Origin of the sequence: Amycolatopsis dendrobii, assembly GCF_014145675.1 — a bacterium.
Taxonomy (GTDB): domain Bacteria; phylum Actinomycetota; class Actinomycetes; order Mycobacteriales; family Pseudonocardiaceae; genus Amycolatopsis; species Amycolatopsis dendrobii.
In genome coordinates, this window is the sequence record NZ_JACGZW010000004.1 from 667,591 (window position 1) to 691,435 (window position 23,845).

The following is a 23,845-nucleotide window of genomic DNA, read 5'->3' on the forward strand; positions in this document are numbered from 1 at the left end:
GTCACGCCTCCGGTTCCGCGACGAAGGTCTGCCGCATTTCGCCGAGGCCTTCGATCCGGCTGACCAGCTCCTGCCCGGCCCGCAGGAAGCGTTGCGGCGTACGGCCGACGCCGACCCCGGAGGGCGTTCCGGTGAACACGAGATCGCCCGGATACAGGGTGATCGTCTGCGACAGAGCGGAAATCAGCTTCGCGACCGGGAAGATCAGCTCGCGGGTCCGGCCGTCCTGCACGGTCTCGCCGTCGATCGCGCACGACAGCGCCAGGTCGTCTCGATCCGCCAGCTCGTCCGGGGTGACCAGCCACGGTCCGACCGGCGCGAAGTTCGGGAAGGACTTGCCGAGGCTGAATTGCGGGGCCGGGCCGGCCAGCTGCGAGACGCGCTCGGAGAGGTCCTGCCCGATCGTCACCCCGGCGAGGCGGTCCCACGCCTCGGATTCGTCGACGCGATGGGCGGTCCGGCCGACGACCGCGACGAGTTCCACCTCCCAGTCCACGTTTCCGCCGGGCGGCAGCACGACCTCGGCGTCGGGGCCGGTCAGCGCGGAGACGAATTTCGTGAACACCGGGGGAAGGCCGTCCGGCGCGGCGAAGCCGGATTCCGCGGCGTGCGCGTCGTAGTTGAGTCCGATCGCGACGATCTGCCGCGGTTCGGGGGAGGGCGGACCCAGCTGGGCGCGGGTGAAGGCGACATCGGGTTCGGCGGTGAGTTTCTCCGCCCAAACCTGGAATTCGGACCAGTTCCGGTAGACGGAACCGAGGCCGAAGAGTCCGCCCGACGCCTTGGCGACGTCGATTCCCTTGTCCTCGGCGGTGAGCAGGACGGCCCGGCCGTCCACATTGGCCAGTTTCACGGTTTCTCCTCAAAACAGAGCGTCAGATTGGTCCGCACCGGCAGCGGGAGGCTGACGACGAGGTCGTTCCCCTCGCGCCGGGCACGGAGCCCCGGGGTACCCGCCCCGGCGGAATCGGCGGCGAACACGTCGTCGCGGAACAGCGTCCAGGGCGCTTCGGCGTTGCCGATCCGCAGCGTCACGTCGGCGTGTTTTCCGGCGACCGGGCGCAAAGTCAGTGCCAGCAGCGATTTCTCCCGGTCGTACCAGGCTCGGAGAACCTCGGCCGGGCCGTCGATCGCGGTCACCCGGGGTTCGCGGAAATGCGCCGCGGTCCACGGGTGGTGGTACATCTTCCAGAGCCCGTCCGGGACGTTCAGCCGGGCGTAGCCGAGCATCGCGTTCCCGGTCAGCCGGTCCATGAAGACCGGGTTGCCGTTCTCGTCGAACGAACGGTCCTGGCGCGGGTAGAACAGCCCGCCGTTCTCCCAGGTCGGGTTCAGATAAGCGTCGGCGTAGCCGAGCAGGCCGCGGAGGTTCTCCTCGTCGCCGACCTCGGCCATGCATCCGGCGACGTAGCCGAAAGCCGGGGCGCGCCAGACGAAATCCAGGTCGCGGGTGAACTCCGGCTCGCGGCCGGCGAGGCGAGCCTTGCGGGCTTCCAGCGCCGCGGTCGGCTCGGCGAGGGTGACCAGGCCGTCCGGGGTGCGCCGGATCTCGTCGCGGATCTGGTCCGGGTAGAGCCGGTGCACCAGGTCGCGGCTCCAGGCGTTCAGGTTCAGCGCCGTCCAGGCGTTGCCGCCGCCTTCGAGCGGCATTTCCGGGCGGTTCTGCTCGACCAGCCAGAGCCGCCAGTACTCGCCGTATTCGTTGAGGATGCCCCGTTTGTCCCACGCCGCCTGGTAGGACTGGGTGACCTCCTCGGCGACCGCCGTGCCCTTGCGCAGGTCGAGGAACCGGAACCCGAGGATCGGGAACTGGTTGCAGACGAGGAAAAGGCAGTTGGGTTCGCAGACGATGCCGTACCAGCCTTGGTCGGCCATCTGCCAGTACAGGTTGTCGGCGAGCGAGCTGAGCGAGTACTCGTAGATTTCCGTGCCGAGGCCCTGGAACAGCGGGTCCCAGCGGAAGGAAAGCGCGCCTTCGCGGTCGTACTGGTCGCTGTCGAACAGCATGCTGTGCATGCCGAGCATCGCGAAGAAGCGGCCGCTGTACATGATGTTTTCCTTGATCACCGGATCGCGCCAGCCCTCGCGCAACGCGGTGCTGTCCGGATTGTTGCGAATGCTGCCCCGGCTGGTCTCGCGCCAGTACGCCCACACTTCCGGGAGCTGCATTTTCCGGATGATCTCTTCGAAGACCGGACGGAACGCTCCGGGAGCGGCGGGAAGATGGTGGAAATGCGCGAAACCCAGGGTGTAGGCCATTTGGGTCAGCTGGTAGCGGTAGGCGTCGGTCCATTCCTGGCCCCACAGCATGCTGCCCATGTTCGCCCACTCGTTGTCCTGCTGGGCGACGAGATTGCGCACGTGCTGGACGTGTCCCGCCTGGAAGTCGTCGAGCGCGGGGTACCCCGAGATGTCCGGTGCGGGGAGCATCACCGGACCGCCAGGAATCGCTCGGCAGCGGCGGCGATGTCCTTGCTGTCCACCGTGTCCGCGAAGTGTGTGAGGTATTCGCCTTGGGGTCCCATGAGGAAGGTGAACGCGCTGTGCGGCATCCGGTAGCCGTCCGGGTCGTCCACCCGCCGGGCGTGCACGTGATACGCCTTCTTCATCGACTCGATTTCCTCGGCGGATCCGGTGAGGCCGGTGATCCGCGGGTGCCGGGCAGCGAGAAAAGCGTGCAGGACGTCCGGGGTGTCGCGCTCCGGATCGACCGTCACGTAAAGGGCCTGCACGCGATTCCCGAGTTCGCCGAGTTTGTCGAGCACCCGGTCGATCCGGGCCAGCGCGGGCGGGCACACGGTCTGGCAACGCGTGAAGCCGAAAAAGACGAGCAGGTATTTTCCGAAATAGGACTGCTCGGTGACCTCAGTTCCGGAATCGTCGATCAGCCGGAAATTTCCGCCGACTGTCGGAACCGGGCGCACAATCGTCGCCGAACCGGATCCGGGAGGAGTGCAGCAGGAGGAATTCATTTCCATGACTCACACGCTAGGAGGCGCGGTCATGCCCGTCCAATGCCGCGTTGGCGCGCGGCTATGCCGGTTGGGTATAGCTGGTGATGGCGGCCCGGATCTCGGCCGCCGCCTCGTCCAGTTTCCGCATCATCAGCAGCATCGTCGGGGTGAGCTGCCTGCCCGCGGGCAGCGTGACGCCGACCGATTCCACGATGCCGAGGTCGATCGGCAGCGCGGCCAGCTCCGGTTCGGTCTCGGCGACCAGCTGCGGCATCACGACGAGCGTGTCGGTTTCCAGCGCGATGGCGCGCACGGCCAGGAACGACCCGCATTCGATGCGGTTGGCCGGGGTCGAGAGGCCGCGGCTCAGGAGATGTTCCTCCAGTTGCCGCCGCTGCGGGTTGTCGGCGGGCGGCAGCGACCAGAGCTCGCCGATCAGGTCGGCGATCGTGAGCCCCGGCCGCCGGTGCGCGGGATGCTGGCTGCGCGCGACCACGCGGGCGGGCTCGTAGTAGAGGTGGTGCTGGCGCAGCCGGTCGTTGTTCGCCGGTTCGAGCGTGCCGACCACGAGGTCGACGTCGCCCGCGAGCAGCGCCTCGTACAGCGCTTCCGGGCCGCCGTGCCGGATGACGACGGTCAGGTCGGGGGCGACAGTCTTCACTCGCGCGACCGCGCGGGGCAGCAGCACGCTCGCCCCGGCGAGGAAGGTGCCGATCGTGACGGTGCCGGCGTGGCCGTCGACCAGCTCTTCGAGATGTCGCCCGGCCTGGCGGAGTTCGGCGAGCACTGCCCGGGCGTGGTCGACGAAGACCTCGCCGAACAGCGTCGCCGTCATCCCGCGCGGGCTGCGTTCGAACAGTTCGACCTTGAGGATCGATTCGAGTTCGCGCAGCCCGCGGGTCAGCACCGGCTGGGTGATGTGCAGCCGTTCGCCCGCGGCGACCAGCGAACCCTGTTCGGCGATCGCCACGACGTAGCGCAGATGGCGCAGCTTGAGCCTGCCGTCGGCGAGGTCGGTCATCGGGAACGCTCGGCTGTTGGCATGCGGCCGATTCTGCCGGTCCGCTCAGTGGTGGCCGCCCACCGGCACGACGAAACTGACGGTTTTGCTGTCCAGGACCTTGTGCGTCGGGTCGGCCAGCCCGATCCACACCTTGTGCGGGCCGGGCGGCAGCGCCTGGATGATCAGCGGTTCGCCGCTGCCGTCGGCCCAGTGCCACGGCGCGTCGTCGACCGTGACGTGGATGTGGCCGATGCGCGGGGAGACGTCGAGCGCGGCCAGGCCGTAGACCGGGACGATGCGCAGGTTCTCCGCTCGGTAGCGCAGGACGACCAGGCCTTTGGCGAGCTGCTCCGGAAGCGGCGCGTCGACGACGAGCGCGGGCGGCGGCTGGGACGGCAGCGGCACGACGGGGGCGGGCGGCCAACCCGAAGCCGCGGCGGGCGAAGCGGCTGGAGGAGGGGCGGAGACGACCGGCGGGGCAGCGGAAGCGGAGCACGCGGTCGCCAGGAAAGCGACTGAACCGAGGATCGTGGTGCGAAGAAGATGAGGCATAGAAGGAAAACTAGGCAGCCGTTGATCATCTTCGCGTCTGTCGGACGACCTCATCGCTGTACGTCGGGAGGGAAGTGCCGTGCGTGCCGCTGGGGTCGGCACGCACGGCACAGGTCAGCGGCAGCGGTAGCTGGACGCGACGGCGGGGTCGCCGTAGCCCTTGTACCGCGAGACCCGCGGATACGCGCACAGGTCGCGGGTCTGCTTCCCGTCCGCGGTCGCGGCCGCCAAAGTGGCCGGGGCCTTGCCGTGTTCGACCCAGTCGACCAGCGCGCCGAGCGGGTTCGTGGGCGTCGCCCCCGTCCCGCCGCCGCAGTGTTCGACGCCGGGGGCCAGGAAAAGCCGGTAGAAGTCGTTCACCCGGTGGGAGCCGCCCATCGCCCGTTCGACCTCGGCGCGGTAGCGCAGGGTGCCGCCCGGCGGGATGAGCTGGTCGTCCGTGCCGACGAAGGTCAGCAGCTTGCCGCCGGTCCGGCGGAAGGCCGACAGGTCCGGGTCGGCGGTGCCGATGACGTCGTCGTACTCGCGCACCGACTGGCGGAACACCTGGGCGAACTGGGAGTAGCTGAGCTTCGAAACGTCGAAATCGGCCTGTTTGGCCAGGAACGACTGGACCCATTTGACCGCGACCGGGAACCCGGTGGCGTACGGGCTGTCACCGGTTCCGGCCAGCCAGGTGAAATCGGCGCCCTTCGGGAGGCCGTCCCACAGCTTCCGGCCGCGTTCGTCGGTCGGTCCGGCCCAGATCTTGCGCATGACGTCGGCGTCCTTCGCGGTGACGGCGATTTCCTTGCCGTCGCAGAGCACCTTCGTGCCGATCAGGGACCGCGGGTCGTAGCTGCATTCGTCCGGCCGGTCGACGATGCCGTCGCGGACGCCGTCGTTCGCGTCGCATGCCTTGACCGCGGCCTGCCGGAACGCGGTGAAGACGCAGGCGCTCGGGAAGTCGTGCTCCTGGTTCATCACGATCTGCGGCCAGAGCGTCGCGACCGCGAACTGCGTCCAGTGGACCGCGGGCGCGTTCGCCAGGATGCCGTCGAAGTCGCCGGGGTAGTTCTGCGCCTCGGAATAGCCCTGGCGGCCGCCGGTCGAGCAGCCGTTCCAGTACGAGTAGGTCACCGGCCGGTGGTAAAACCGCTGCGTGACGTCCTTGCCGATCAGCGCGGCCTCGTGCACCGAGCGGGTGGCGAAGTTCGTCAGCAGCGGCCGGTTGACCTTGCCGGGCGCGGTCAGCGCCCACGAGGTGTCGAGCCCGGTCAGGACGCCGGCGTCGGTGGTCACGCCCGCGTAGCCGTCCTTGGCGGCCTGGGCCAGCGGCGCGCCGAAGTCCCCGGCGGCGTACGCGCTTCCGCCGACCGCCTGGAGCCGTCCGGTCCAGCCCGTCTGCGGCAGGGCCACCCCGACCTTGACGTGGTCATCGGCCCCGGGATGGGTCAGCGTGACGGTGATTTCGCAGTAGCCGGGCTTCGGTTCGGCCTGGACCGATTCGATCTTCGCGCCGCTGGGCGCGGTGACCGGCACGGTGGCGCAGGCGGTGGTTTCGGCCGCGGCGGCGCTGGGCGCGAGCTGGGTGACGGTGGTCACCAGCAGCGCCGCGAGCGGCAACGCCGGGAGAAGTGTTCGGGTGCGTCTCATCGCTTTCCTTTGTGGAGGGTCGCTTTCGCCCGAAACTAAGGCGTTCGCCGCGGCCTTCGCGCCCGTCGGACGACGCCGTTGACGTACGTCGTCTCGCGGTATCGTCAGGGATCATGACGCTGCACGGACGGGACGCCGAGCTCAAGGAGCTGACCGAGCTGGTGGACGGCCCGGAAGGACGCGTCGGCGTCCTCGTCTGGGGCGAGGCGGGCATCGGGAAGTCCGCGCTCGTCGCCGCGGCGGCCGCGGCTGCTTCGGTCGCGGGGACGCGGGTGCTGCGGACGACCGGCGCCGAGGCCGAGCAGGACCTCGCGTACGCCGGGCTGCACCAGCTGCTGCATCCGGTCCGCGCGGGTGTCGCCGGGCTGCCCGCGCCGCAACGGACGGCGCTGGAGACCGCGCTCGGGCTCGCCGAGGGGCCGGAACCCAGCGCGTACCTGGTCGGGCTCGCCGCGCTGACGCTGCTGGCCGACACTGCCGCTGCCAAGCCGGTGCTGGTCATCGCCGAGGATGCCCACTGGCTCGATCGCGCCAGCGCGGACGTCCTGGCTTTCGTCGCCCGGCGGATCGAGACCGAACCGGTCGCGCTGCTCGTGACGCTCCGGGACGGATCCGGCCCGCTGCTCGACGCCGGGCTCGCCCCGATGCCGCTCGACCGCCTCCCCGACGACGCCGCCGCGGAACTGCTGGACTCGGTCGCGCCGAGGCTCGACCCGATGGTCCGTACCCGGCTGCTCGCCGAATCCGCGGGCCATCCGCTCGCGCTGACCGAGCTTCCGGCGGCGGTGGCCGACCTCGACGTGCTCGATCCGGTCCTGCCGCTGACCGAACGGCTCGAGCGGACGTTCGCCTCCCGGGTCGCGACGCTGCCCCAAGCCACCCGCGCCGCGCTGCTGGTCGCGGCGCTCAACGAAACCGGCTCGATCGCCGAAACCCTTGCCGCGACGGGGGTTGTGCTCGGTACGCCGGTCGAGCCCGACGTGCTGAGCCCCGCGGTCGACGCCCGGCTGGTCGAGTTCGCGGTCGGCTGCGTGAGCTTCCGGCATCCGCTGATGCGGTCGGCCATTCCCGCCGCGGCGACGCTCGGCGACCGGCGGCGGGCGCAGCTCGCGTTGGCCGAGACGGTGCGTGAACAGCCGGATCGGCGTGCTTGGCACCAAGCCCGGGCGGCCGCCGGTCCGGACGAAACCGTGGCCGCGGCCTTGGAAACGGCCGCCGACCGAGCGCGGCGGCGAGGCGGGGCCGCGGCGGCGATCGCGGCGCTGGAGCAGGCGGCGCGGCTCAGCGAAGACCCGGACGCGCGGGCGGATCGGTGGCTGCGGGCCGCCGAGCTGGCGGTCGAATCCGGTCGCCGCGAAACCGCCGAACGGCTGGTGCGCGAAGCCCGGAACGGGCCGCTTTCCGCGCGCCGGAAAGCGACCGCGAGCCAGTTGCTCAGCGGTTTCGAGGACGGCGTCCGCGAGGATCCCGCCCGGATCGGGGAGCTGGCGGCGCTCGCCGAATCCGTCGCCGCGGACGGTCAGGACGACGCGGCGACGCGGATCCTGTGGGGCGCGGCGATGCGGTGTTTCTGGGCCGAACCCGGCGCGACAGCTCGCCGGACGCTCCTGGATGTCGCGGCCGGCCTGCCGATTTCAGACGACGACCCGCGCCTGATCGCGGTCGCCGCGTACGTCGCGCCGTTCGAACGCGGCACCGCAGTGCTGGAGCAGCTTCGGGTGCTCGCGGGCGCGACCGGAGCCGATCCGGAAACCGACCGGTACCTGGGCAGCGCGTCCTTGCAGGTAGGCGCTTTCGACCTGGCCGCCCGCTTCTCGACCGCCGCGGTGCCGGGCCTGCGAGCGCAGGGCAGGCTCGGGTTGCTGCCGCGGGCGCTGGCCGTCCAGGCGTGGAGCCGGGTCCGGCTCGGCGACCTGGCTGGTGCGGCGCCGTCCGCCGCGGAGGCGGTCCGGCTCGCCCAGGAGACCGGGCAGCCGTTCATGGGCGGGCTGGCGCTGGCGGTCCAAGCCGAGATCGCCGCGCTTCGCGGTGACCACAAGCAGGCCAGCGCGCTCGCCGACGAGGCCGAACGCGCCGGGCTCGCCGCCGGTGCGCGTCCGGTGCTGGCCACGGTCCAGCTCGCGCGCGGGATCGTGGCGTCGAGCGAAGGCCGGTACGAGGACGCGTTCGCCGACCTGCGCCGGTTGCTCGACCCCGCCGATCCGGCTTACCAGCTGGCCCTGCGCGCCTACTGCGTCACGGAGCTGACCGAAGCCGCCGTCCGGGCCGGGCAAACCGGCGCGATGCGCGAAATCCTGGCCGAGCTGGAGCCGTTGGGCGCCGTGTCCGAGGCACCGGCGCTGCACATCGGGCTGCGGTACGCGCGTGCGGTGCTGGCACCGAAGGAAACCGCCGAAGACCTGTTCACCGCGGCATCGCAAGCAGACCTGAGCGGATGGCCTGCCGAACGCGGGCGGATCCACCTGGCGTTCGGCGAGTGGCTGCGGCGGCAGCGCCGGGTCGTCGAATCGCGGGCGCACCTGCGTACCGCGCGGGAGACCTTCGACGCACTCGGCCTGACGGCGTGGGCCGAGCGGGCGCGGCGCGAGTTGCGCAGTGCGGGGGAGTCGAGCCCGAACCGGAGCCCGGACGCCCGCGACAAGCTGACCCCGCACGAGCTGAGCATCGCGCAGCTGGCCGCCGAGGGGCTGACGAACCGCGAGATCGGGCAGCGGCTCTATCTTTCGCACCGGACCGTCGGGACTCACCTGCACCGGATCTTCCCGAAGCTCGGCGTGAGCTCCCGCGCTGAGCTGGCCGACGCGGTGCAGGCCCTCGGCGACTGACTTACCCCGGTTGCGTCATCCGACGGGCGCGGGCGGCGGCCGGGCTCCTTAGCGTCGAGGCCGTCCCACGGTCTCGCGCACAGGAGTTCAGATGATCAGCAGGAGACGATTCACCCAGATGTTCGCCGCCGGTGTGGCGGCGACCTCGCTCGCCGCCTGCTCGTCGCCTGCCGCCCCGCGGCCCGCCGCCGCTGGCGTTGACCTGCGTGCCGGTTCGGGCGAGCACACCTCGCTGGGCACGCTCAAGCACGCCGACGCCGGTGTCGTTTCGATGGCATACGCGGAGTTCGGCCCGGCCAACGGAAAGCCGGTGCTGCTGTTGCACGGCTGGCCGTATGACCCGTACAGCTACGCCGATGTCGCGCCTCTGCTGGCCGCGCAAGGGTTCCGGGTGATCGTCCCGTTCCTGCGCGGGTTCGGTCCGACGGTGTTCAAGTCCGCGGACACGGTTCGCAACGGGCAGCAGACGGCCATCGCGCTCGACGTCGTCGCGCTGATGGACACGCTGAAAATCGACAAAGCCATTCTCGGCGGCTACGACTGGGGCTCGCGGACGGCTGCGGTGATCGCCGCGTTGTGGCCCGAACGGTGCCAGGCGGTCGTCCCGGTGAGCGGGTACATCGTCGCCAATCTCAAGGCCAATCTTCAGCCGCTGCCGCCGGCCGCCGAATTGGGCTGGTGGTACCAGTATTACTTCGCGACCGAGCGCGGCCGCGCGGGCTACGCGGCGAACCGGCACGATTTCAACAAGCTGATCTGGAAAACGGCTTCGCCGACGTGGCACTTCGACGACGCGACGTACAACCGCAGCGCCGCGGCGTTCGACAATCCGGACCACGTCGCGATCGTCATCCACAACTACCGCTGGCGGCTCAGCCTCGCCCCCGGAGAACCGCGGTACGAGGCGCACGAACAGAAACTCGCCGCGGGCGCGACCATCGGCGTCCCGGCGATCACCCTGGCCAGCGACTTCGACGGCGCGGCCAAGGACGGCAAGGGCTACCGCGCCAAGTTCACCGGGAAGTACGAGCACCGGATCCTCGACGGCATCGGGCACAACGTGCCGCAGGAAGCGCCGCGGCCGTTCGCACAGGCGATCGCGGACGCGGCGAAGCTCTGACGATTCATCGAAGTTTGATCGGGAGCGGATACTGTGCGCACGCCTCTCGCCGGAAACTGCTGTGCCCGTGGGGGAATCGGCAATCCCGGCGACCGTCGAACCGAGGAGTGCGATGAGACGCAAAGCTTTCGGAGCCGTCGCGGTGGCTGTCGTCGCCGCCTTGACCGGTCTGGCCGGCCCGGCTTCCGCGGAGACTCCCGCCGAAATCCTTCAAGCGGGCGCCCAGGCCGGGGTCAGCGCCGGATACCCCGGCGTGATCGGGCTGGTCCGGAACGGCGAAAGCGCGCAATACATCCACGCCGGGTACGGAAATCTCACCACCAAGACTCCGGCGGACCCGAAAGCGCAGTTCCGGATCGGCAGCGACACCAAGGCGTTCACCGCCGCCGTCCTGCTGCTGCTGGAAGCCGAGGGCGAGCTTTCCCTCGACGATCCGATCGCCCGCTGGCTGCCCGGCGCGGTGAACGCCAACGGGAACGACGGAACCAAGATCACCGTTCGGCAGCTGCTGCACCAAACCTCCGGGCTGCCGGAGTACGCGGGCGACCCGCGGTTCCTCAACTCCTATGTCGCCAACACCAACCCGCGCCAGGCGTGGCCGCCGCAGACGCTGGTGGACATCGCGACGTCGCATCCGTCGCTGGGCACGTCGTTCCACTACTCGAACACCAACTACGTCCTCGCCGGCATGGTGATCAAGGCGGTGACCGGGAACGAACCGGCCGCGGAGATCCAGCGGCGCGTCTTCGAACCGCTCGGGTTGCGCAACACCTCGTTCCCGACCGCCGATCCCGGCTTGAGCGGCAACTACCTGAACGGCTACTACATCTCGTTCGGCGCGTTCTACAACGACGTCACCGTCTCGAATGTGCAGGCGTTCGGGACCGCGGGCGCCATTGTGTCCACAGAGGACGATCTGGCGACCTTCGAACGCGCGCTGCTGAGCGGAAAACTCCTGCCGCCGCAGCAGCAGGCCGAGCTGAAGACGACGGTGCCGGCCGACGACGCGGGCAACCGGTACGGGCTGGGAATCGGCCTGTCGCCGACGGCCTGCGGGCTGGCCTGGAATCACAGCGGCGGGGTGCTGGGATATTACAACCTGTGGCTGACCAGCGACGACGGCAGCAAACAGGTGCTGGTCGCGGCCAACGAGAACCATCTGGCCGGAGCCGCGACCCGGGGGCAGACCACGCTCGGCAACGCGGCGCTGAAGGCCTACTGCGCGTCCTGAGCCTCGTCGAGTTCCGGCCGGGAAGGCGGGCGGCCGCCCGGCGAGTGGCACCAGCGTGATGCCGCGGTGACGGGCCAGTCCGATCCTGGAGCGAAAACGCGGTCAGGCGATCGGAAGCGAGGCGCGGTATGCGGGCTCATGGCCACCGTCCGAGGAAGCACTCGCCTGGTCCGGCGCCCCGGGTCGCGCCGGAGGAAGCCCAGGAGACGCCGACCGCCGCGGCCGCGGATTTCAGTAATATCCCAGCGCACTCGTCTGGCGTACCGCTGCCGGCCGAGGTGCGGCGCCGGCTGGAGGAACGGTGGGGCGAGGACCTCGGCGGCGTCCGGGTGCACACCGGTCCCGAGGCGGCCCGGACCGCGCGGGACCTGGGCGCGGTCGCGTACACCTCCGGCGAGGACATCGTCGTGGCGGGCGATCCCGACGAGCACCTGCTGAGGCACGAGGCGGCCCACGTGGTGCAGCAGCGGCACGCCAGCCGCCTCGTGCCCGGTGTCAGTTCCCCACGAGATCCCGCCGAGCGGGCGGCCGAAGCGGGGGCGGTGGCGGTTCCCGGCGGGCGGGTGGCAGCGATCCAGCGGCAGGTCGACCGCACCGGAGAAAAAGCCGCCGCGACCCGTGACGAGGTCGAGAAGGTGCTCACCGCCTACCTCCAGCAGGTGCAGCAGGACCAGGGCGGGCAGACGCTGCACAATACCGACCAGGTGAAGTTCGCGGTCCTGTCGCTGTTCGCCGGCGACCCGGTGCGGATGGCGTCCGTTCAGGCCTGGTTGTCCGGGCCGGTGCCCGGCACGCCGGCGAGCTTCGCGCACGCGGTCGTCCGGCAGTTGCCCGCCGCCATCCCGGCGGGGCGGCTGGAGCAGGTGCGCGGTACTCCGGTGAAGCCGGACGCGGACAAGCGGCCGAAGAACGCGGGAGAAGCGGCCGGTGCGGTGATCGTCGATACGACCCTCGCGCCGATCCTCCGCCGGATGAAGCTGTCCGACGGCCTGAAGAAGCTCATCGTGGACGGTGCCAAATCGGCGGTCGCCTCGGGTTTGCTCGACCTGGTCGACACGGCGATGGCGCAGGCACGGATCACCGATGCGGAGCGGGGCTCGATCCACAGCGCCGTGGCGGGCTTGATCAAACAGCAGCCGGGCAAGCCGATGGAGCGCCAGCAGGAGGGAGCGGGCAGTCCGTACGCGCAGATCGTGCCGCCGTCGATCGCGCCGCCGGTTCCGTCCGCGCCCGGCGAGCAAATCGTCAAGGGCCCGTCGATCCCGTTCGACTTCTCTCCTCGCAAAGACCCGCCCAAACCGGCCCTCGCGCCGGCTCCGCCGAGTCCGGCTGTCGTGGCCGCGGCCCGGCAGTTCGACCGGTTGGTGCTGACGCCACCGGAGGCGCGCGGTACCGAGCGAGAAGGCGACTACGCCTTGCCGGCGGAGTTCGCCACCACCGTCGCGACGCTTCTCGATGACGCGCAGAAGAACAAGCGATCCAGCGTCCGCATGGACCTCCCGGCGAGTTACCGGGCGGTGAAAGACCGCACCGCGCTTTTCCAGGAGATGAAGAAGATCTTCTTCGCGATGCGCGATGCCCTGCCGCACCATGCCAGCCAGGTCGTCCAGATTTATCTGCTGGTGGAAGGACGCCAGGTGTACAGCTTCGAGCTGCATTAGCGCGGCGCCGTTCCGGTCAGCGGCACCTGTCCCGCGTGGATTCCCAGCACCAGGGGGCCGCCGCCGATTTTCTCCGGGTCACCTCGTGACATGGACCGGTCACGGATGGTTCACTATGTTAGGAAGTTTTCCTAATGAAGGCTGGAGGTCGCCCGGTCATGTCATCCTCCCGTAGGCGTTTCGCGGTGGTCGGCGCCGCTCTGGCGCTCGCCGTGCCGCTCGCGGTCAACTCCGCGCACGCGGAAACCGCTGATGCCGCCGCAAAGTCCTATACGGCCGCGCAGGTGCTGGCCGGCGTCAAGAAGAACAGCACGGACGCGAACAAGGTCAATTCCAAACCGCACATCAACACCATGACGCGGGCCAAGAACGTCAACGTCTACCAGGTGGCGAAGGGCGTCTACGCCTACGGTTCCGGGCTGGCCGTCGACACCGACGGCAGCGACCCCGACCCCGATCCCGACCACCAGGGTTCGACGACTTTCAAGGACAGCAACGGAAAGTCGCTCGGCGCGCACCACGTGCCGTTCTACGTCCTCGGCGACGACTGCTACGACAAGAAGAGCCCCTGCCCGCATTTCTTCTACAAGGAACACGGCATCAAGGGCCGTCAGTTCGCGCTGATGTTCTACCAGGGCAAGGTGATCGGCGCGATCTTCGGCGACACGCAGACCGCGAACGACCAGGACACTTCGGACAACGACTCGCGCGAATTGGGCGAGGCGTCGGTGAAGGCGGCTTCGCTGCTCGGCATGAACAGCAGCGGCACTGACGGCGGCGTCGACAACGGCGTGACCGTGGTGATCTTCTCCGGTTCGGACTGGGTCGTGAACGGCACGAACTCCACCCTGAACGCCACTGCCCAGGGCATGGTCACCAAGGCGCTGGACAGCCTCGGTGCGAGCATGGGCATCTGATCTCGGCGCTCCGTAAGGTCCGTGAAGGGCCCCTTGAGGGAATCGGATTCCCTCAAGGGGCCCTTCACGGACATTGCCTCGGCCTCAGCGCGTCTGGCGTTCGATGTGGTCCTCCAGTTTGTCCAGGTATTGCCGCGTTTCCCGGTCCGGCAGGGGCGGCAGGGTGAAGGTCACCCGGTCCACTCCGGACTCGGCGTAGGCGGCGAGATCGGAGTCGCCGGTCGCTCCGCAGAGGGTTACGCGGATGTCGGCCCGGCCCTGGCCGGCGAGCCAAGACACGACGCGGCGCAGGTCCTCGACCGGGGTTTTGGCGCGGGGCAGCCATTCGTCGCCGTAGCGGACGAGCCGGTCGAGCGCGGCCGGGCTTTCGCCGCCGATCGCGACGGGCGGATGCGGGCGTTGCACGGGTTTCGGCCACGAGCAGACCGGGTCGAAGTCGATGTGCTCGCCGTGGAATTCGGCCTCGTCGGCGGTCCAGATCGCTTTGAGCGCGGCGATTTTCTCGTTCAGCAGCGGACCGCGACGGCGCGGTTCGACGCCGTGGTTGCGCATTTCTTCGCGGTTCCAGCCGACTCCCACTCCGAAGAGGACTCGGCCGCCGGACAGGACGTCGAGCGTCGCGACCTCCTTGGCGGTCTGGAACACATCGCGCTGGGCCAGCAAGGCGACAGCGGTGCCGAGGGTGAGCGTGGTCGTTGCCGCGGAAGCGATGGCGAGGGCGACGAACGGATCGTAGGTGCGGTAGTACTCGCGCGGCAGTTCGCCGCCGCCGGACCAGGGCGTCTCCCGCTTGACCGGGATGTGCGAGTGCTCGGTGACGAGAAGCGTTTCGAAACCGCGCTCCTCCAGGGCGCGGCCCAATGCGTCCGGGCGGATGCTCTCGTCGGTGACGAAAGTGTTGACGCCGAACTTCATGCGTCCTCCTGCGGATAGCTGAGCGCGGGTCGCAATTTCTCGATCAGAGCGCCGACCGCGAGCACTGTCGAGTCCGCGTGCCGGGCCCCGGCAATCTGGACGCCGGCCGGAAGGCCCCGCGAGGTGAGTCCAACCGGGACACTCAGGGCGGGTTGCCGCGACATGTTGAACGGGTAGGTGAACGGAGTCCACTGTGGCCAGTCGGTCAGTCCGCTGCCCGGTGGCACGTCGTAACCCGCGGCGAAGGGTTTGATCGGCACGGCCGGCGTGATCAGGACGTCGAACCGGGTGTGGAATTCCCCCATGGCGACGCCGAGTGCGGCGAGTTCGCTTTGCGCGTCGAGATAGTCGGCCGTCGAATGCCGAGCGCCTCGTTCGATCAACCTTTGCAGCCCTGGATCGAGCGGTTCCGTGCCGCCGTAGCGCCGGACGATGTGCGCGACGCCGACGGACCACAGTACGTCGAATGCGCGTGCGGGGTCCGGGAAATCAGGATCGGCTTCCTCGACGGGCAAGCCCGCCTCAGCCAAAGCGGCGACGGTGTCCGCGACAAGTGACGCGATCTCCGGCTGCACGTCCACGCGACCCAGCGCCGGCGAGAACGCGATCCGGACGGGGTCCGCCGGCTCGCCGATCGTCGGTGTCCAGGAGGGATCGCGGTGGTCCCGGGCAGCCAGGAGGTCGGTCAGCGCGGCGACGTCGGCGACCGAACGGGCCATCGGTCCAGCGTGCGCCAGGGTGCCCAGGACGCTGGGCGGGTGCATCGGGATGCGCCCGTGTGTGGGCTTGAAACCCACCACCCCGCAGAAAGCGGCCGGGATGCGGACCGAACCGGCCGCACTGCTTGCGCTCACGCTGTGCCCTGCGCTGGCACCACGCAAGTTTCAGGGGAACGGGAGCGCTTACCTCGACGACGGGTAGAACATCACCTCCGGTCTGCCGACCTTCCCGTATCGATGTCTTCGTTCCACCGCATGCTGCTCGACGAGGTGCTCCAGATAACGTCGTGCCGTCACCCTGGACACCCCGGCGGCTGCTGCCGCGGAAGCCGCCGACAAGCCCTCCGGATTCGCTTTCACCACAGCTACCACGGCGCTCAGCGTGTCGACGTTCATTCCCTTCGGCAGCGTGGTCGCCGCCGGCTTGCGCAACGTCCCCAGAATCGCGTCCACTTCGGCCTGGCCGGTCACCTCGCCCGGCCGGGTCGCCTGTCTGCGGAACTCGGCGTAGCTGGCCAGCTTGTTGCGCAAGGAAGCCGGCCTGAACGGCTTGAGCAGATACTGCACGACCCCGTGCGAGACCGCCGCGCGCACGGTCGCGAGGTCGCGGACTGACGTCACGGCGATGACGTCGATGTGCTTGTTCTCCGCGCGCAGGGCCTGGCAGACGCTCAGTCCGTCCGCGTCGGGCAGGCGGAAGTCGAGCAGAATCACGTCGACGTGGTGCTGCTCGCAGAACCGCAGGGCGTCTCGGGCGGTACCGGCCACGCCGACGACCCGGAACCCTGGAACCTTGCGGGCCTCCTGGGCGTGGATCTCTTGTGCGGCCAGGTCGTCTTCGACCACCAGCACGTCAATCATCCAGGCACCTGCGCAACGGAAGCCGGACAGTGAACACCGCGCCGTCGTCCCTGGCGACTTCGATGTGCCCGCGATAGCGCAACACGACCTGCCCGATCAATGCGAGACCGAGCCCGCGGCCGCCCGCACGGCTCACGGTCTTGGTGCTCCACCCGCGATAGCTCAGCTGGGGCAGGGATTCCGGGTCCACGCCGGCACCGGTGTCAGCGACCCGGATCATCAGTTCCTCGCCCGAGGCCCGCACGGTCACCGTCACTGTCGGCTTGCGCGTGCTCGAGCCGGCATTGGCCGACGCCGCGTCCACCGCGTTGTCGATGAGATTGCCGAGCACTGTGACCAGATCGCCCGGTTCGACGGTGCAGTGCCCGTCCCATTCCGTGTCCTCGCTGATGGCCAACGCGACGCCGCGCTCATGCGCTTCCGCGGACTTGCCGAGCAGCAGCGCGGCCAGCACCGGCTCGGCCATTGCTTCGAGGATGCGGTCCGCGAGCTCCTGAGCCGTGGTGATATCCGTGGTCGCGAACTCGACAGCTTGTTCCGGACGTCCCAGTTCGACCAGGGAAACCACTGTGTGCAAACGATTCGCGGCTTCGTGCGCATATGCGCGCAGGGCGTCGGCGATGCGGCGGGCGGAGTTCAGTTCGTCCGTCAGCTCCAGCAATTCGGTCCGGTCTCGCAACGTCACCACGGTGCCCATCGCGTCGCCCCTGGAACAGACCGGAGACGTGTTGATCACCAGGATGCGCTGACCGGTCACGTGCACCTCGTCCGTCCTCGTCCGTCCGTCCGTCATGGCCGCGGAGAACTCCTCGGGCACTTTCAGGCCGCTCACGGTCGCAGGGGATTCCTCGCCGATTCCCAGCAGTTCCCTGGCCGCGTTGTTGCACAACGTGATCCGGCCCTCCCGGTCGATCAGAAGCAGTCCTTCCCGGAATGCGTGCAGGGTTGATTCGTAGTAATCGAACATGCGGGACAAATCTCCGGGAGAAACGCCGCGGGTGTGCCTGCCCAGCCGGGCCGTGACCAGGCAGGTGCCTGTCATCCCGACACCGAGCACCAGCAGCGCCGTTCCGACCAGCAGGCTGAGCCGCTGCTGTAGCCGCGCGCCGATCGCCTGGACCGTGATGCCGACCGAAATCATGCCGATCTCGGTGCGTTCCGCATCGAAAACCGGGGCGACCGTGCGCACCGATCTGCCGAGAGTCCCCGTGTAGGTCTCGGAAAAGACCCGGCCCGCGCGCGCTTGCTCCGTGTTGCCCAGGTAATGCTGCCCGATTTGTTGCGGATTCGGGTGGCTGTACCGAACTCCGTCCGTATTCATGATCGTGATGAAGTCGACGTGCGTCTCTGCTCGGACGCGTTCGGCCAGCGGCTGCAGCGCGCCGGCGGGATTCGCGAGGGTGAAGCCCGCCTGGACGTCAGGCCGGCCGGCGAGTTCGACCGCGAGCGCGGTCACGGTGTCCGTGGCGGCGCGTTCCTGGTTCCCAGACTCGTCGAGATACACCAGAAGGGCGCCGCTCGCGACGAGGACAGCCATAAGCACCGCTTGAAGTACCAGCAACTGCTTCGCCACGCTCCAGGTGCGGCGAGGTCTGCCGGGCAGCACGGCCCGGCCTCAGTCCGGGCGAGCCGTGCGGGCGCGACCGATCGTAGGAACTTGTCGTGCGATCACTGTTCGATCCCCCCGGGTATCGCGGATTAGCCAGCGTCGCGCATCTGCGCTTCGGAAGGCAGGGTTTCCGTGCGCGCCAGGTATTCTTTCCTGGCGTCTTCGATGGCCGACATGTGACCGTACGCCCAACCCCGCAGGACGTCGACTGTCTTCGCGAGGCTCTCGCCGAGGTCGGTCAGCGAGTACTCGACTGTCACCGGGACCGTCGGATACACGGTCCGGAGCACAAAACCGTCGGATTCCATGCCTCGAAGGGTCTGTGTCAGCATTTTCTGCGACACGCCCTCAATTCGGCTCCGCAATTCGGAGAAGCGCAGCGTTTTGTCCTCGAGGGACATGATCACGAGCATGGTCCATTTGTTCGCGATCCGGTCAAGCACCTGCCGGGTGGGGCAGGCCGACTTCATCATGTTCCAGCGGAGCACGCCATGGTCCGACATAGTGGCGATGCTAGCAAACGCCGTGGTGGCGGTGTCCCGCTTCGCGGCAACCAGGTGTGATCCGCATCACCGGCGGGAAAATGCTCGGAAGAGCTGACCGGCTGGGTTTCCCCGGGGTTCCCAAGGCACCCGAAAGTGCTGTCTTTCCGCTCCGGGCAGTGATTCCTAGCCTGGCCGCGGGTTGACCCGCAGCCATCTTCAGGGAGTTGACGACGTGAAAGCATTGCTGCCCACCTGGCAGGACGACAAGCTCGTGAAATTCGGCGAAGTGGGGGAGCCCGAGCCTCGGCCGGACCAGGCGGTGATCGCTGTCGAGGCGTTCTCGGTCAACCGCGGCGAGATGTTTTTGCTGCTGCGGCCGCGCGAGGGGTTGCGCCCCGGCAAGGACGTCGCAGGGCGCGTCCTGGCCGCGGCCGCGGACGGCTCTGGGCCGGCGGCGGGCACCCGCGTCGTGGCGCATCCACCGCTGGGCGGCTGGGCCGAACGGGTCGCGGTAGCCACGTCCGCCCTCGCGGAGCTGCCGGACGGCGTCGGCTCGGAGACGGCGGCCGCGCTCCCGCTCGCCGGTCTCACCGCGATCCGGCTGCTGCGCGCGGCCGGAAGCGTGGCAGGCAAACGGATCTTGATCACTGGCGCCTCCGGGGGAGTCGGCCACTACTTCACGGAGCTGGCCTATTCCTCGGGAGCCGAGATCACCGCCGTCAGCGCCACCGCCGAGCGCGGAACGCGGCTGGCCGAGCTCGGAGCCGAGGTCGTGCACGACGTCGCCGACGCGCGAGGCCCGTTCGACATCGTGCTCGAATCCGTGGGAGACGCCTCCGCGCCGCAAGCGCTGCGGAAGCTCGTCAAACGGGGGACGTTCATCTGGTTCGGGCAGGCGAGTCGGCAGCCGTCGACGTTCAGCTTTTTCGAGTTCTTTCCCGGCCCCGAATCAGGCGTCATCCGGCACTTCCACTACGCCGACAGTGACACGCCAGACGGCGCGGATCTCGCCGCGCTCGTCCGCCTGGTGAAAACCGGGCGGCTGCACCCGGAGATCGGCCGGATTGCCGATTGGGCGGACGCTTCCGCCGTTCTGACCGATTTGCGTGAACGTCGGATCCGCGGCAAAGCCGTCCTCCGGATCGGGGCGTGAAGGCCCGGAACGGTACCTGAGGTACTGTTCCGGGCGATTTTCGGTACCCGTCGTCATTTCCCGTCGCGTGTTTGCCAAATTACCGTTTTGGGCAAGGATTGCGAGGAAAGGACGGCAATGGATTTCGCGATGGACGGCATCACCGAGGAGTTTTGCCGGCGGTTGACCGGGTTCATGGAGGAACATGTCTACCCCGCTGAGCGGATTTTCGCCGCACAACGGGATCCGGACGAGCCATGGGCCCGTCCGCCGGTGGTCGACGAACTGAAGAAACTCGCCCGCGAGCGCGGGCTGTGGAATCTGTTCCTGCCGAGGCACGAATCCGGTGCGGGCCTGACAAATCTCCAGTACGCCCCGCTCGCCGAGATCACCGGGCGCAGTCCGGGTCTCGCCCCTGAAGCGCTCAACTGCTCGGCGCCGGACACCGGCAACATGGAACTGCTGGCGCTGGCAGGCACCGGACCTCAGCGCGCGCGATGGCTCACGCCGTTGCTGAACGGCGAGATCCGCTCCGCTTTCTGCATGACCGAACCGGACGTCGCCTCCTCCGACGCCACGAACATCGCCACCCGGATCGAGCCGGACGGCGACCATTACGTCGTCAACGGCCGGAAGTGGTGGTCGTCAGGGGCCTTGAGCCCGGACTGTGCCCTGCTGGTCGTCATGGGCGAGACCTTTCCGGACGCGCCGCGCCATCGCCGGCACAGCGTGATCCTGATCCCGCGCGACGCTCCGGGAGTCCGGGTCGTCCGCGGCATGACTCTGTTCGGCTATGACCATGGCGCGCACGGCGGGCACGCGGAGATCGAGTTCACCGACGTCCGGGTGCCGAGCGAGAACCTGCTCGGCGAGCCGGGAGCGGGATTCGCCGTCGCGCAAGCCAGGTTGGGGCCCGGCCGCGTCCACCACGCCATGCGTTTGATCGGGATGGCGGAGCGGGCATTCGACCTGATGTGCACACGAGCATGGCGGCGTTCGGCGTTCGGCGGCCCGCTGGCCGAACAAGGTGTTGTCGGCGAATGGATCGCCGAAGCACGGGTCAGGATCGACCAGGCGCGACTGCTGGTGCTGAAGACCGCGTGGCTGATGGACACAGTCGGCAACAAGGGCGCCCGCACCGAGATCCAGTCCATCAAGATCGTGACCCCGCGCATGGCGGAATGGGTGGTGGACAAGGCGATCCAGGTACACGGCGCCGCCGGGGTAAGCCAGGATTTCCCGTTGGCGGAGCTGTGGGCACACACCCGGACGTTGCGGTTCGCGGACGGGCCGGACGAAGTGCACCGGCGTTCGCTGGCTCGGCGAGAACTCGCCCGCTACCGCTGAACCCGGACCGGGCAACGACGGCCAACGCGCTGAAGGCATCCTTCAGCGCGTTGGCCGCATCTGCTTCCTCCCGGACGTCCGCGGCTTCGTGCTCACACCGCCGTGTAGCCGCCGTCCACCGGCAATGCCACGCCGGTCACGTAAGAACTCGCGGCGCTCGCCAGAAAGAGCAGCGCGCCGTCGAGTTCTCCGGGCTCGCCGACCCGGCGCATCGGAGTGCGCCGCTCGATCCACGCGCGGCCTTTCTCGTCGTCGATCATCGACGCTGTCATCTCCGAGTAGAACCAGCCGGGGCACAGCGCATTCACCCGGATCCCGGCACTCGCCCACTGAGCCGCGAGTTCGCGGGTCAGATTCACGACCCCGCCCTTGCTGCCCGCGTATCCGGCTTGGGGAAGGCTTCCGCTGGCCACGAGCCCGTACACCGAGGCGATATTGACCACGACGCCTCCGCCCGCGGCGATCATGTGCGGAGCCACCTCACGGCACAAGGCGAACGGTGCGGTGAGATTCAGCGAGACCGCCTCGGCGAACTCGTCGACTCCCTGTTCGAGCGCGGGAGCCACCCGGGCGGCTCCCGCGCTGTTCACGAGGATGTCAACCCGGCCGAACCGCTCGACCGCGGTGTCGACCAGTTGCGCCCGCTGCTCGGCGGAAAGCACGTCGCACGGCACCGCCAAGCTGCCGGGGCAATCCCGCGCGACCTGTTCCAGCCTCTCCCGGCGGCGTGCCGCCAGCACGACCCGCGCGCCGGCCCGGCACAGCACCCCGGCCGCTCTTGCTCCGAGGCCGCTGGACGCGCCGGTCACGATCCCGACCAGCCCGTCCAGGGAAAACAGCTCATTCGGCTCCGCCGCTTGCCGCATCTAGACCACCTCCGCGACGGCTGTGCTCCACGTGAAGCCGGCACCCGCGCTGATCAGCACGAACACCGAACCCGGAGCCGGGTTCCCGGCCAGCAGGTCGGTCAGGTTCGCCATCGCGTCGCCCGCACCGAGGTGGCCGGTGCGGCTTCCGAGGTCCAGCACCGGAGCTGAACAGCTGTCTTCGACGACCGGCCGGTACACCTCGTCGAGCCCGTTGCGGGAGAGCCTTGGCAGCGCGACCCCGGCGAGTCGCGGATCGTCAGGCGAGACCGACGCGGCTGCCAGAGCGGTGCCGAGCGCTGTGGCGATCGCCGAATAGGCCGCCTTGGCCAGGTCCGCCGCCAACGGCCCGGCCGCGAACTGCCGCTTCGTCAACGCGGGTCGCAGCACTTCCGTTCCGCCCCGCGGCACGGGACTGAACGGCCGATTGCCGCGATGCATGGCTTCCAGCCGCGCCGCCGCCACTGTTTCCACGGCGAGCAACCGCACAGCCCGGCCGCGCGGGACGCGGTCGAGCACCACAGCGGTCGCGCCGTCGCCGTAGCAGACGCCGAGATCGCTGCCCCAGCGGTCGAAACCCGGCGGAGCGAACCGATCCCCCGTGGTGATCAAGGCCGGGCCTGCCGCCGGGTCCGCAAGCAGGTGCCCGGCGGCCGCGTCGACGGCCGCCATGCCGCCGTTGCACATTTGCTGGATGCCGATCGGCACCGCGTTCTCCGCGCCGATCCGTGCCGCGACGTAGTGCGCGGGCGACCAGAAATCGTGGCCCTGGAAGTAAGTCCAGGCATGGAGGACCTCGCCGAGGTCGAGCGGATCCGCGGAAGAACCCGTCAACGTCGTGTGCGCGGCGAGAACGGCCATGTCGCAGGGGGCGAGATCACTCGTGCGGAGTTCGGCGTAGCCGTACTTCCGCGCGGACGGCCCGGTGATGGAGCCGGCGGCCACCGCTTCTTCTGCCGACATAACGCGTTCGCCGAGATACACCGCCGGGTTGCTGAGATACAGCGATTCCGGATACTTCATGACGCGGGGCGATACTCGACGGTGTTTGCCATCCTGATTGTCATCTCGGCGACCGGTTCCCCCTCCTGGAGGAACCGCACGGCGATCGGCTCGGTCGCCCCCGAACCCGCTGTCGCGGTGATCAGGATGTCCGAGTCGAGTTCGGCGAAGCGGGTGTAAGCCGCGTCGAGTCCGACCAGGACAGTCTTGCTCGATGCCTGCCCGAAGAGTTCGCCTGCCAGCAGCGTGCCCGCCTGGCGAGCCGCCTCCATCATCACCGGGCCTGGCACATGGTCCTGCGGGTGGTCGAACATGCCGGGGTGCGAAACCGGAACGCGCAGTCGTCCGGTCAGCGTCCCGTCCCTCACCTCGGGGCCGAGCAGCAGCACATTGTCCCGCTCCTGCCTGCCGACGAGATAGGGCGGCACCCGCGACAGCGGTTCGCTCGCGAGAAGGTCGTCGGACATAGGCGGCTTCGTGTCGCGGAACGCCATGCGCAGGTCCTGATAGCGCTGCTCGTCCTTCTGCGCGGTGTCGACGGCGATCGTGCCGAGCACCGTCGAGCCGAGACGAACCTCGACTTCGTGCAGCACACGAACAGTGACGCCCTCCCGTTCCTTGTGCATCGCGACCGTGCCGAGGAGATCGAGGTCGTAACCCTTGTCGAGCTTGAGCGCCAGCGGGTCGGTCAGGTCCATCCGGCAAGCCGCCGTGATGGCCTTCATCCCGGCAGGCGCGTCATGGTGCAGGTGCAGTGCGCACAGCAGCATCTGGCGCACGCATTCGAAAATCGCGACGGGGTCGTGCACCGCCGGGTGATTGGTGTGGTCGTTGTAGTACCGGTGCGCGCGCGGCAGCCGGGCCGAGCCCGCGAACCGGCCGTCGGGCAGGGATCGGAAGCCGGTCAGGAAGACCTCTTCGAGCGCGGTCCGGTGGACCAGCTTCCGATCGATCGTGGCGGCGGTGCCGAGCGGCTCCAGCGCGGTGGGCGTGGTCATGGGTCTCCTCGAG

At 69.1% G+C, this 23,845-nt stretch carries 21 protein-coding genes; 7 read left to right on the forward strand and 14 right to left on the reverse strand.

The genetic code is table 11. The features are described 5' to 3' along the window. Position 1 precedes the first annotated feature (1 nt). The 6 genes from H4281_RS14890 to H4281_RS14915 all read right to left on the reverse strand — a co-directional run bounded on the left by H4281_RS14890 (position 2) and on the right by H4281_RS14915 (position 6,144). The gene (locus H4281_RS14890; RefSeq protein WP_182891470.1) at positions 2-853 is read right to left on the reverse strand and encodes a fumarylacetoacetate hydrolase family protein; all 852 of its coding nucleotides are present in this window, start codon (positions 851-853) and stop codon (positions 2-4) included. After that, a complete protein-coding gene (locus tag H4281_RS14895) occupies positions 850-2,430 on the reverse strand; it encodes a linalool dehydratase/isomerase domain-containing protein (protein WP_182891471.1) in 1,581 nt (526 codons plus the stop codon). Before H4281_RS14895 ends, H4281_RS14890 begins: the two co-directional genes overlap by 4 nt. Continuing rightward, the gene (locus H4281_RS14900) at positions 2,430-2,978 is read right to left on the reverse strand and encodes an SCO family protein (protein WP_220507179.1); all 549 of its coding nucleotides are present in this window, start codon (positions 2,976-2,978) and stop codon (positions 2,430-2,432) included. Before H4281_RS14900 ends, H4281_RS14895 begins: the two co-directional genes overlap by 1 nt. A 55-nt stretch (positions 2,979-3,033) precedes the next feature. Next, positions 3,034-3,975 carry a LysR substrate-binding domain-containing protein gene (locus tag H4281_RS14905; RefSeq protein WP_182891472.1) on the reverse strand — a complete coding sequence of 314 codons (942 nt, stop codon included), beginning with the start codon at positions 3,973-3,975 and terminating at the stop codon, positions 3,034-3,036. 45 nt (positions 3,976-4,020) lie between these two features. Continuing rightward, complete coding sequence (locus tag H4281_RS14910) at positions 4,021-4,509, reverse strand: DUF6130 family protein (RefSeq protein ID WP_220507180.1); 489 nt, start codon at positions 4,507-4,509, stop codon at positions 4,021-4,023. Between the two features lie 114 nt (positions 4,510-4,623). Next, positions 4,624-6,144, reverse strand: coding sequence for a tannase/feruloyl esterase family alpha/beta hydrolase (locus tag H4281_RS14915; protein ID WP_182891473.1), 1,521 nt, complete (start codon positions 6,142-6,144; stop codon positions 4,624-4,626). 113 nt (positions 6,145-6,257) lie between these two features. On the opposite strand from H4281_RS14915, the gene H4281_RS14920 reads away from it, so the two are divergent. The 5 genes from H4281_RS14920 to H4281_RS14940 all read left to right on the forward strand — a co-directional run bounded on the left by H4281_RS14920 (position 6,258) and on the right by H4281_RS14940 (position 13,898). Then, a complete protein-coding gene (locus H4281_RS14920) occupies positions 6,258-8,969 on the forward strand; it encodes a helix-turn-helix transcriptional regulator (RefSeq protein WP_182891474.1) in 2,712 nt (903 codons plus the stop codon). A gap of 91 nt (positions 8,970-9,060) precedes the next feature. After that, positions 9,061-10,089: an alpha/beta fold hydrolase gene (locus tag H4281_RS14925; RefSeq protein WP_182891475.1), complete on the forward strand. Its 1,029-nt coding sequence runs from the start codon at positions 9,061-9,063 to the stop codon at positions 10,087-10,089. A 112-nt stretch (positions 10,090-10,201) separates the two neighbouring features. Next, positions 10,202-11,320, forward strand: coding sequence for a serine hydrolase domain-containing protein (locus H4281_RS14930; RefSeq protein WP_182891476.1), 1,119 nt, complete (start codon positions 10,202-10,204; stop codon positions 11,318-11,320). A 128-nt stretch (positions 11,321-11,448) separates the two neighbouring features. Beyond that, complete coding sequence (locus H4281_RS14935; RefSeq protein WP_246411779.1) at positions 11,449-12,981, forward strand: eCIS core domain-containing protein; 1,533 nt, start codon at positions 11,449-11,451, stop codon at positions 12,979-12,981. 158 nt (positions 12,982-13,139) lie between these two features. Next, complete coding sequence (locus H4281_RS14940; RefSeq protein WP_220507181.1) at positions 13,140-13,898, forward strand: glycoside hydrolase family 75 protein; 759 nt, start codon at positions 13,140-13,142, stop codon at positions 13,896-13,898. An 84-nt stretch (positions 13,899-13,982) separates the two neighbouring features. On the opposite strand, the gene H4281_RS14945 is transcribed toward H4281_RS14940, so the two are convergent. From H4281_RS14945 to H4281_RS14965, 5 genes are all read right to left on the reverse strand, one after another. Next, on the reverse strand, positions 13,983-14,813 hold the full coding sequence (locus tag H4281_RS14945; protein WP_182891479.1) for an LLM class F420-dependent oxidoreductase: 831 nt from the start codon (positions 14,811-14,813) through the stop codon (positions 13,983-13,985). Next, on the reverse strand, positions 14,810-15,667 hold the full coding sequence (locus H4281_RS14950) for an amidase family protein (RefSeq protein ID WP_312872117.1): 858 nt from the start codon (positions 15,665-15,667) through the stop codon (positions 14,810-14,812). Before H4281_RS14950 ends, H4281_RS14945 begins: the two co-directional genes overlap by 4 nt. A 48-nt stretch (positions 15,668-15,715) precedes the next feature. Continuing rightward, complete coding sequence (locus H4281_RS14955; RefSeq protein ID WP_182891481.1) at positions 15,716-16,393, reverse strand: response regulator; 678 nt, start codon at positions 16,391-16,393, stop codon at positions 15,716-15,718. Further along, positions 16,386-17,930, reverse strand: a complete 1,545-nt coding sequence (locus tag H4281_RS14960) for a sensor histidine kinase (protein ID WP_182891482.1) — start codon at positions 17,928-17,930, stop codon at positions 16,386-16,388. Before H4281_RS14960 ends, H4281_RS14955 begins: the two co-directional genes overlap by 8 nt. A 161-nt stretch (positions 17,931-18,091) precedes the next feature. Further along, the gene (locus H4281_RS14965; protein ID WP_182891483.1) at positions 18,092-18,505 is read right to left on the reverse strand and encodes a winged helix-turn-helix transcriptional regulator; all 414 of its coding nucleotides are present in this window, start codon (positions 18,503-18,505) and stop codon (positions 18,092-18,094) included. Between the two features lie 214 nt (positions 18,506-18,719). On the opposite strand from H4281_RS14965, the gene H4281_RS14970 reads away from it, so the two are divergent. After that, positions 18,720-19,640 (forward strand): zinc-binding dehydrogenase, encoded by a 921-nt coding sequence (locus H4281_RS14970; protein ID WP_182891484.1) that lies wholly within the window; start codon positions 18,720-18,722, stop codon positions 19,638-19,640. Between the two features lie 117 nt (positions 19,641-19,757). Continuing rightward, positions 19,758-20,966, forward strand: a complete 1,209-nt coding sequence (locus tag H4281_RS14975; RefSeq protein WP_182891485.1) for an acyl-CoA dehydrogenase family protein — start codon at positions 19,758-19,760, stop codon at positions 20,964-20,966. A 92-nt stretch (positions 20,967-21,058) separates the two neighbouring features. Here the strand turns inward: H4281_RS14975 and H4281_RS14980 are convergent, their stop codons facing one another. Genes H4281_RS14980 through H4281_RS14990 form a run of 3 tightly spaced genes read right to left on the reverse strand, consistent with a single transcriptional unit; the run spans position 21,059 to position 23,832 of the window. Next, positions 21,059-21,832, reverse strand: coding sequence for an SDR family NAD(P)-dependent oxidoreductase (locus tag H4281_RS14980; RefSeq protein WP_182891486.1), 774 nt, complete (start codon positions 21,830-21,832; stop codon positions 21,059-21,061). Then, the gene (locus H4281_RS14985) at positions 21,833-22,855 is read right to left on the reverse strand and encodes a ketoacyl-ACP synthase III family protein (protein ID WP_182891487.1); all 1,023 of its coding nucleotides are present in this window, start codon (positions 22,853-22,855) and stop codon (positions 21,833-21,835) included. Continuing rightward, the gene (locus tag H4281_RS14990) at positions 22,852-23,832 is read right to left on the reverse strand and encodes an AfsA-related hotdog domain-containing protein (protein WP_182891488.1); all 981 of its coding nucleotides are present in this window, start codon (positions 23,830-23,832) and stop codon (positions 22,852-22,854) included. Before H4281_RS14990 ends, H4281_RS14985 begins: the two co-directional genes overlap by 4 nt. Positions 23,833-23,845: the final 13 nt, after the last annotated feature.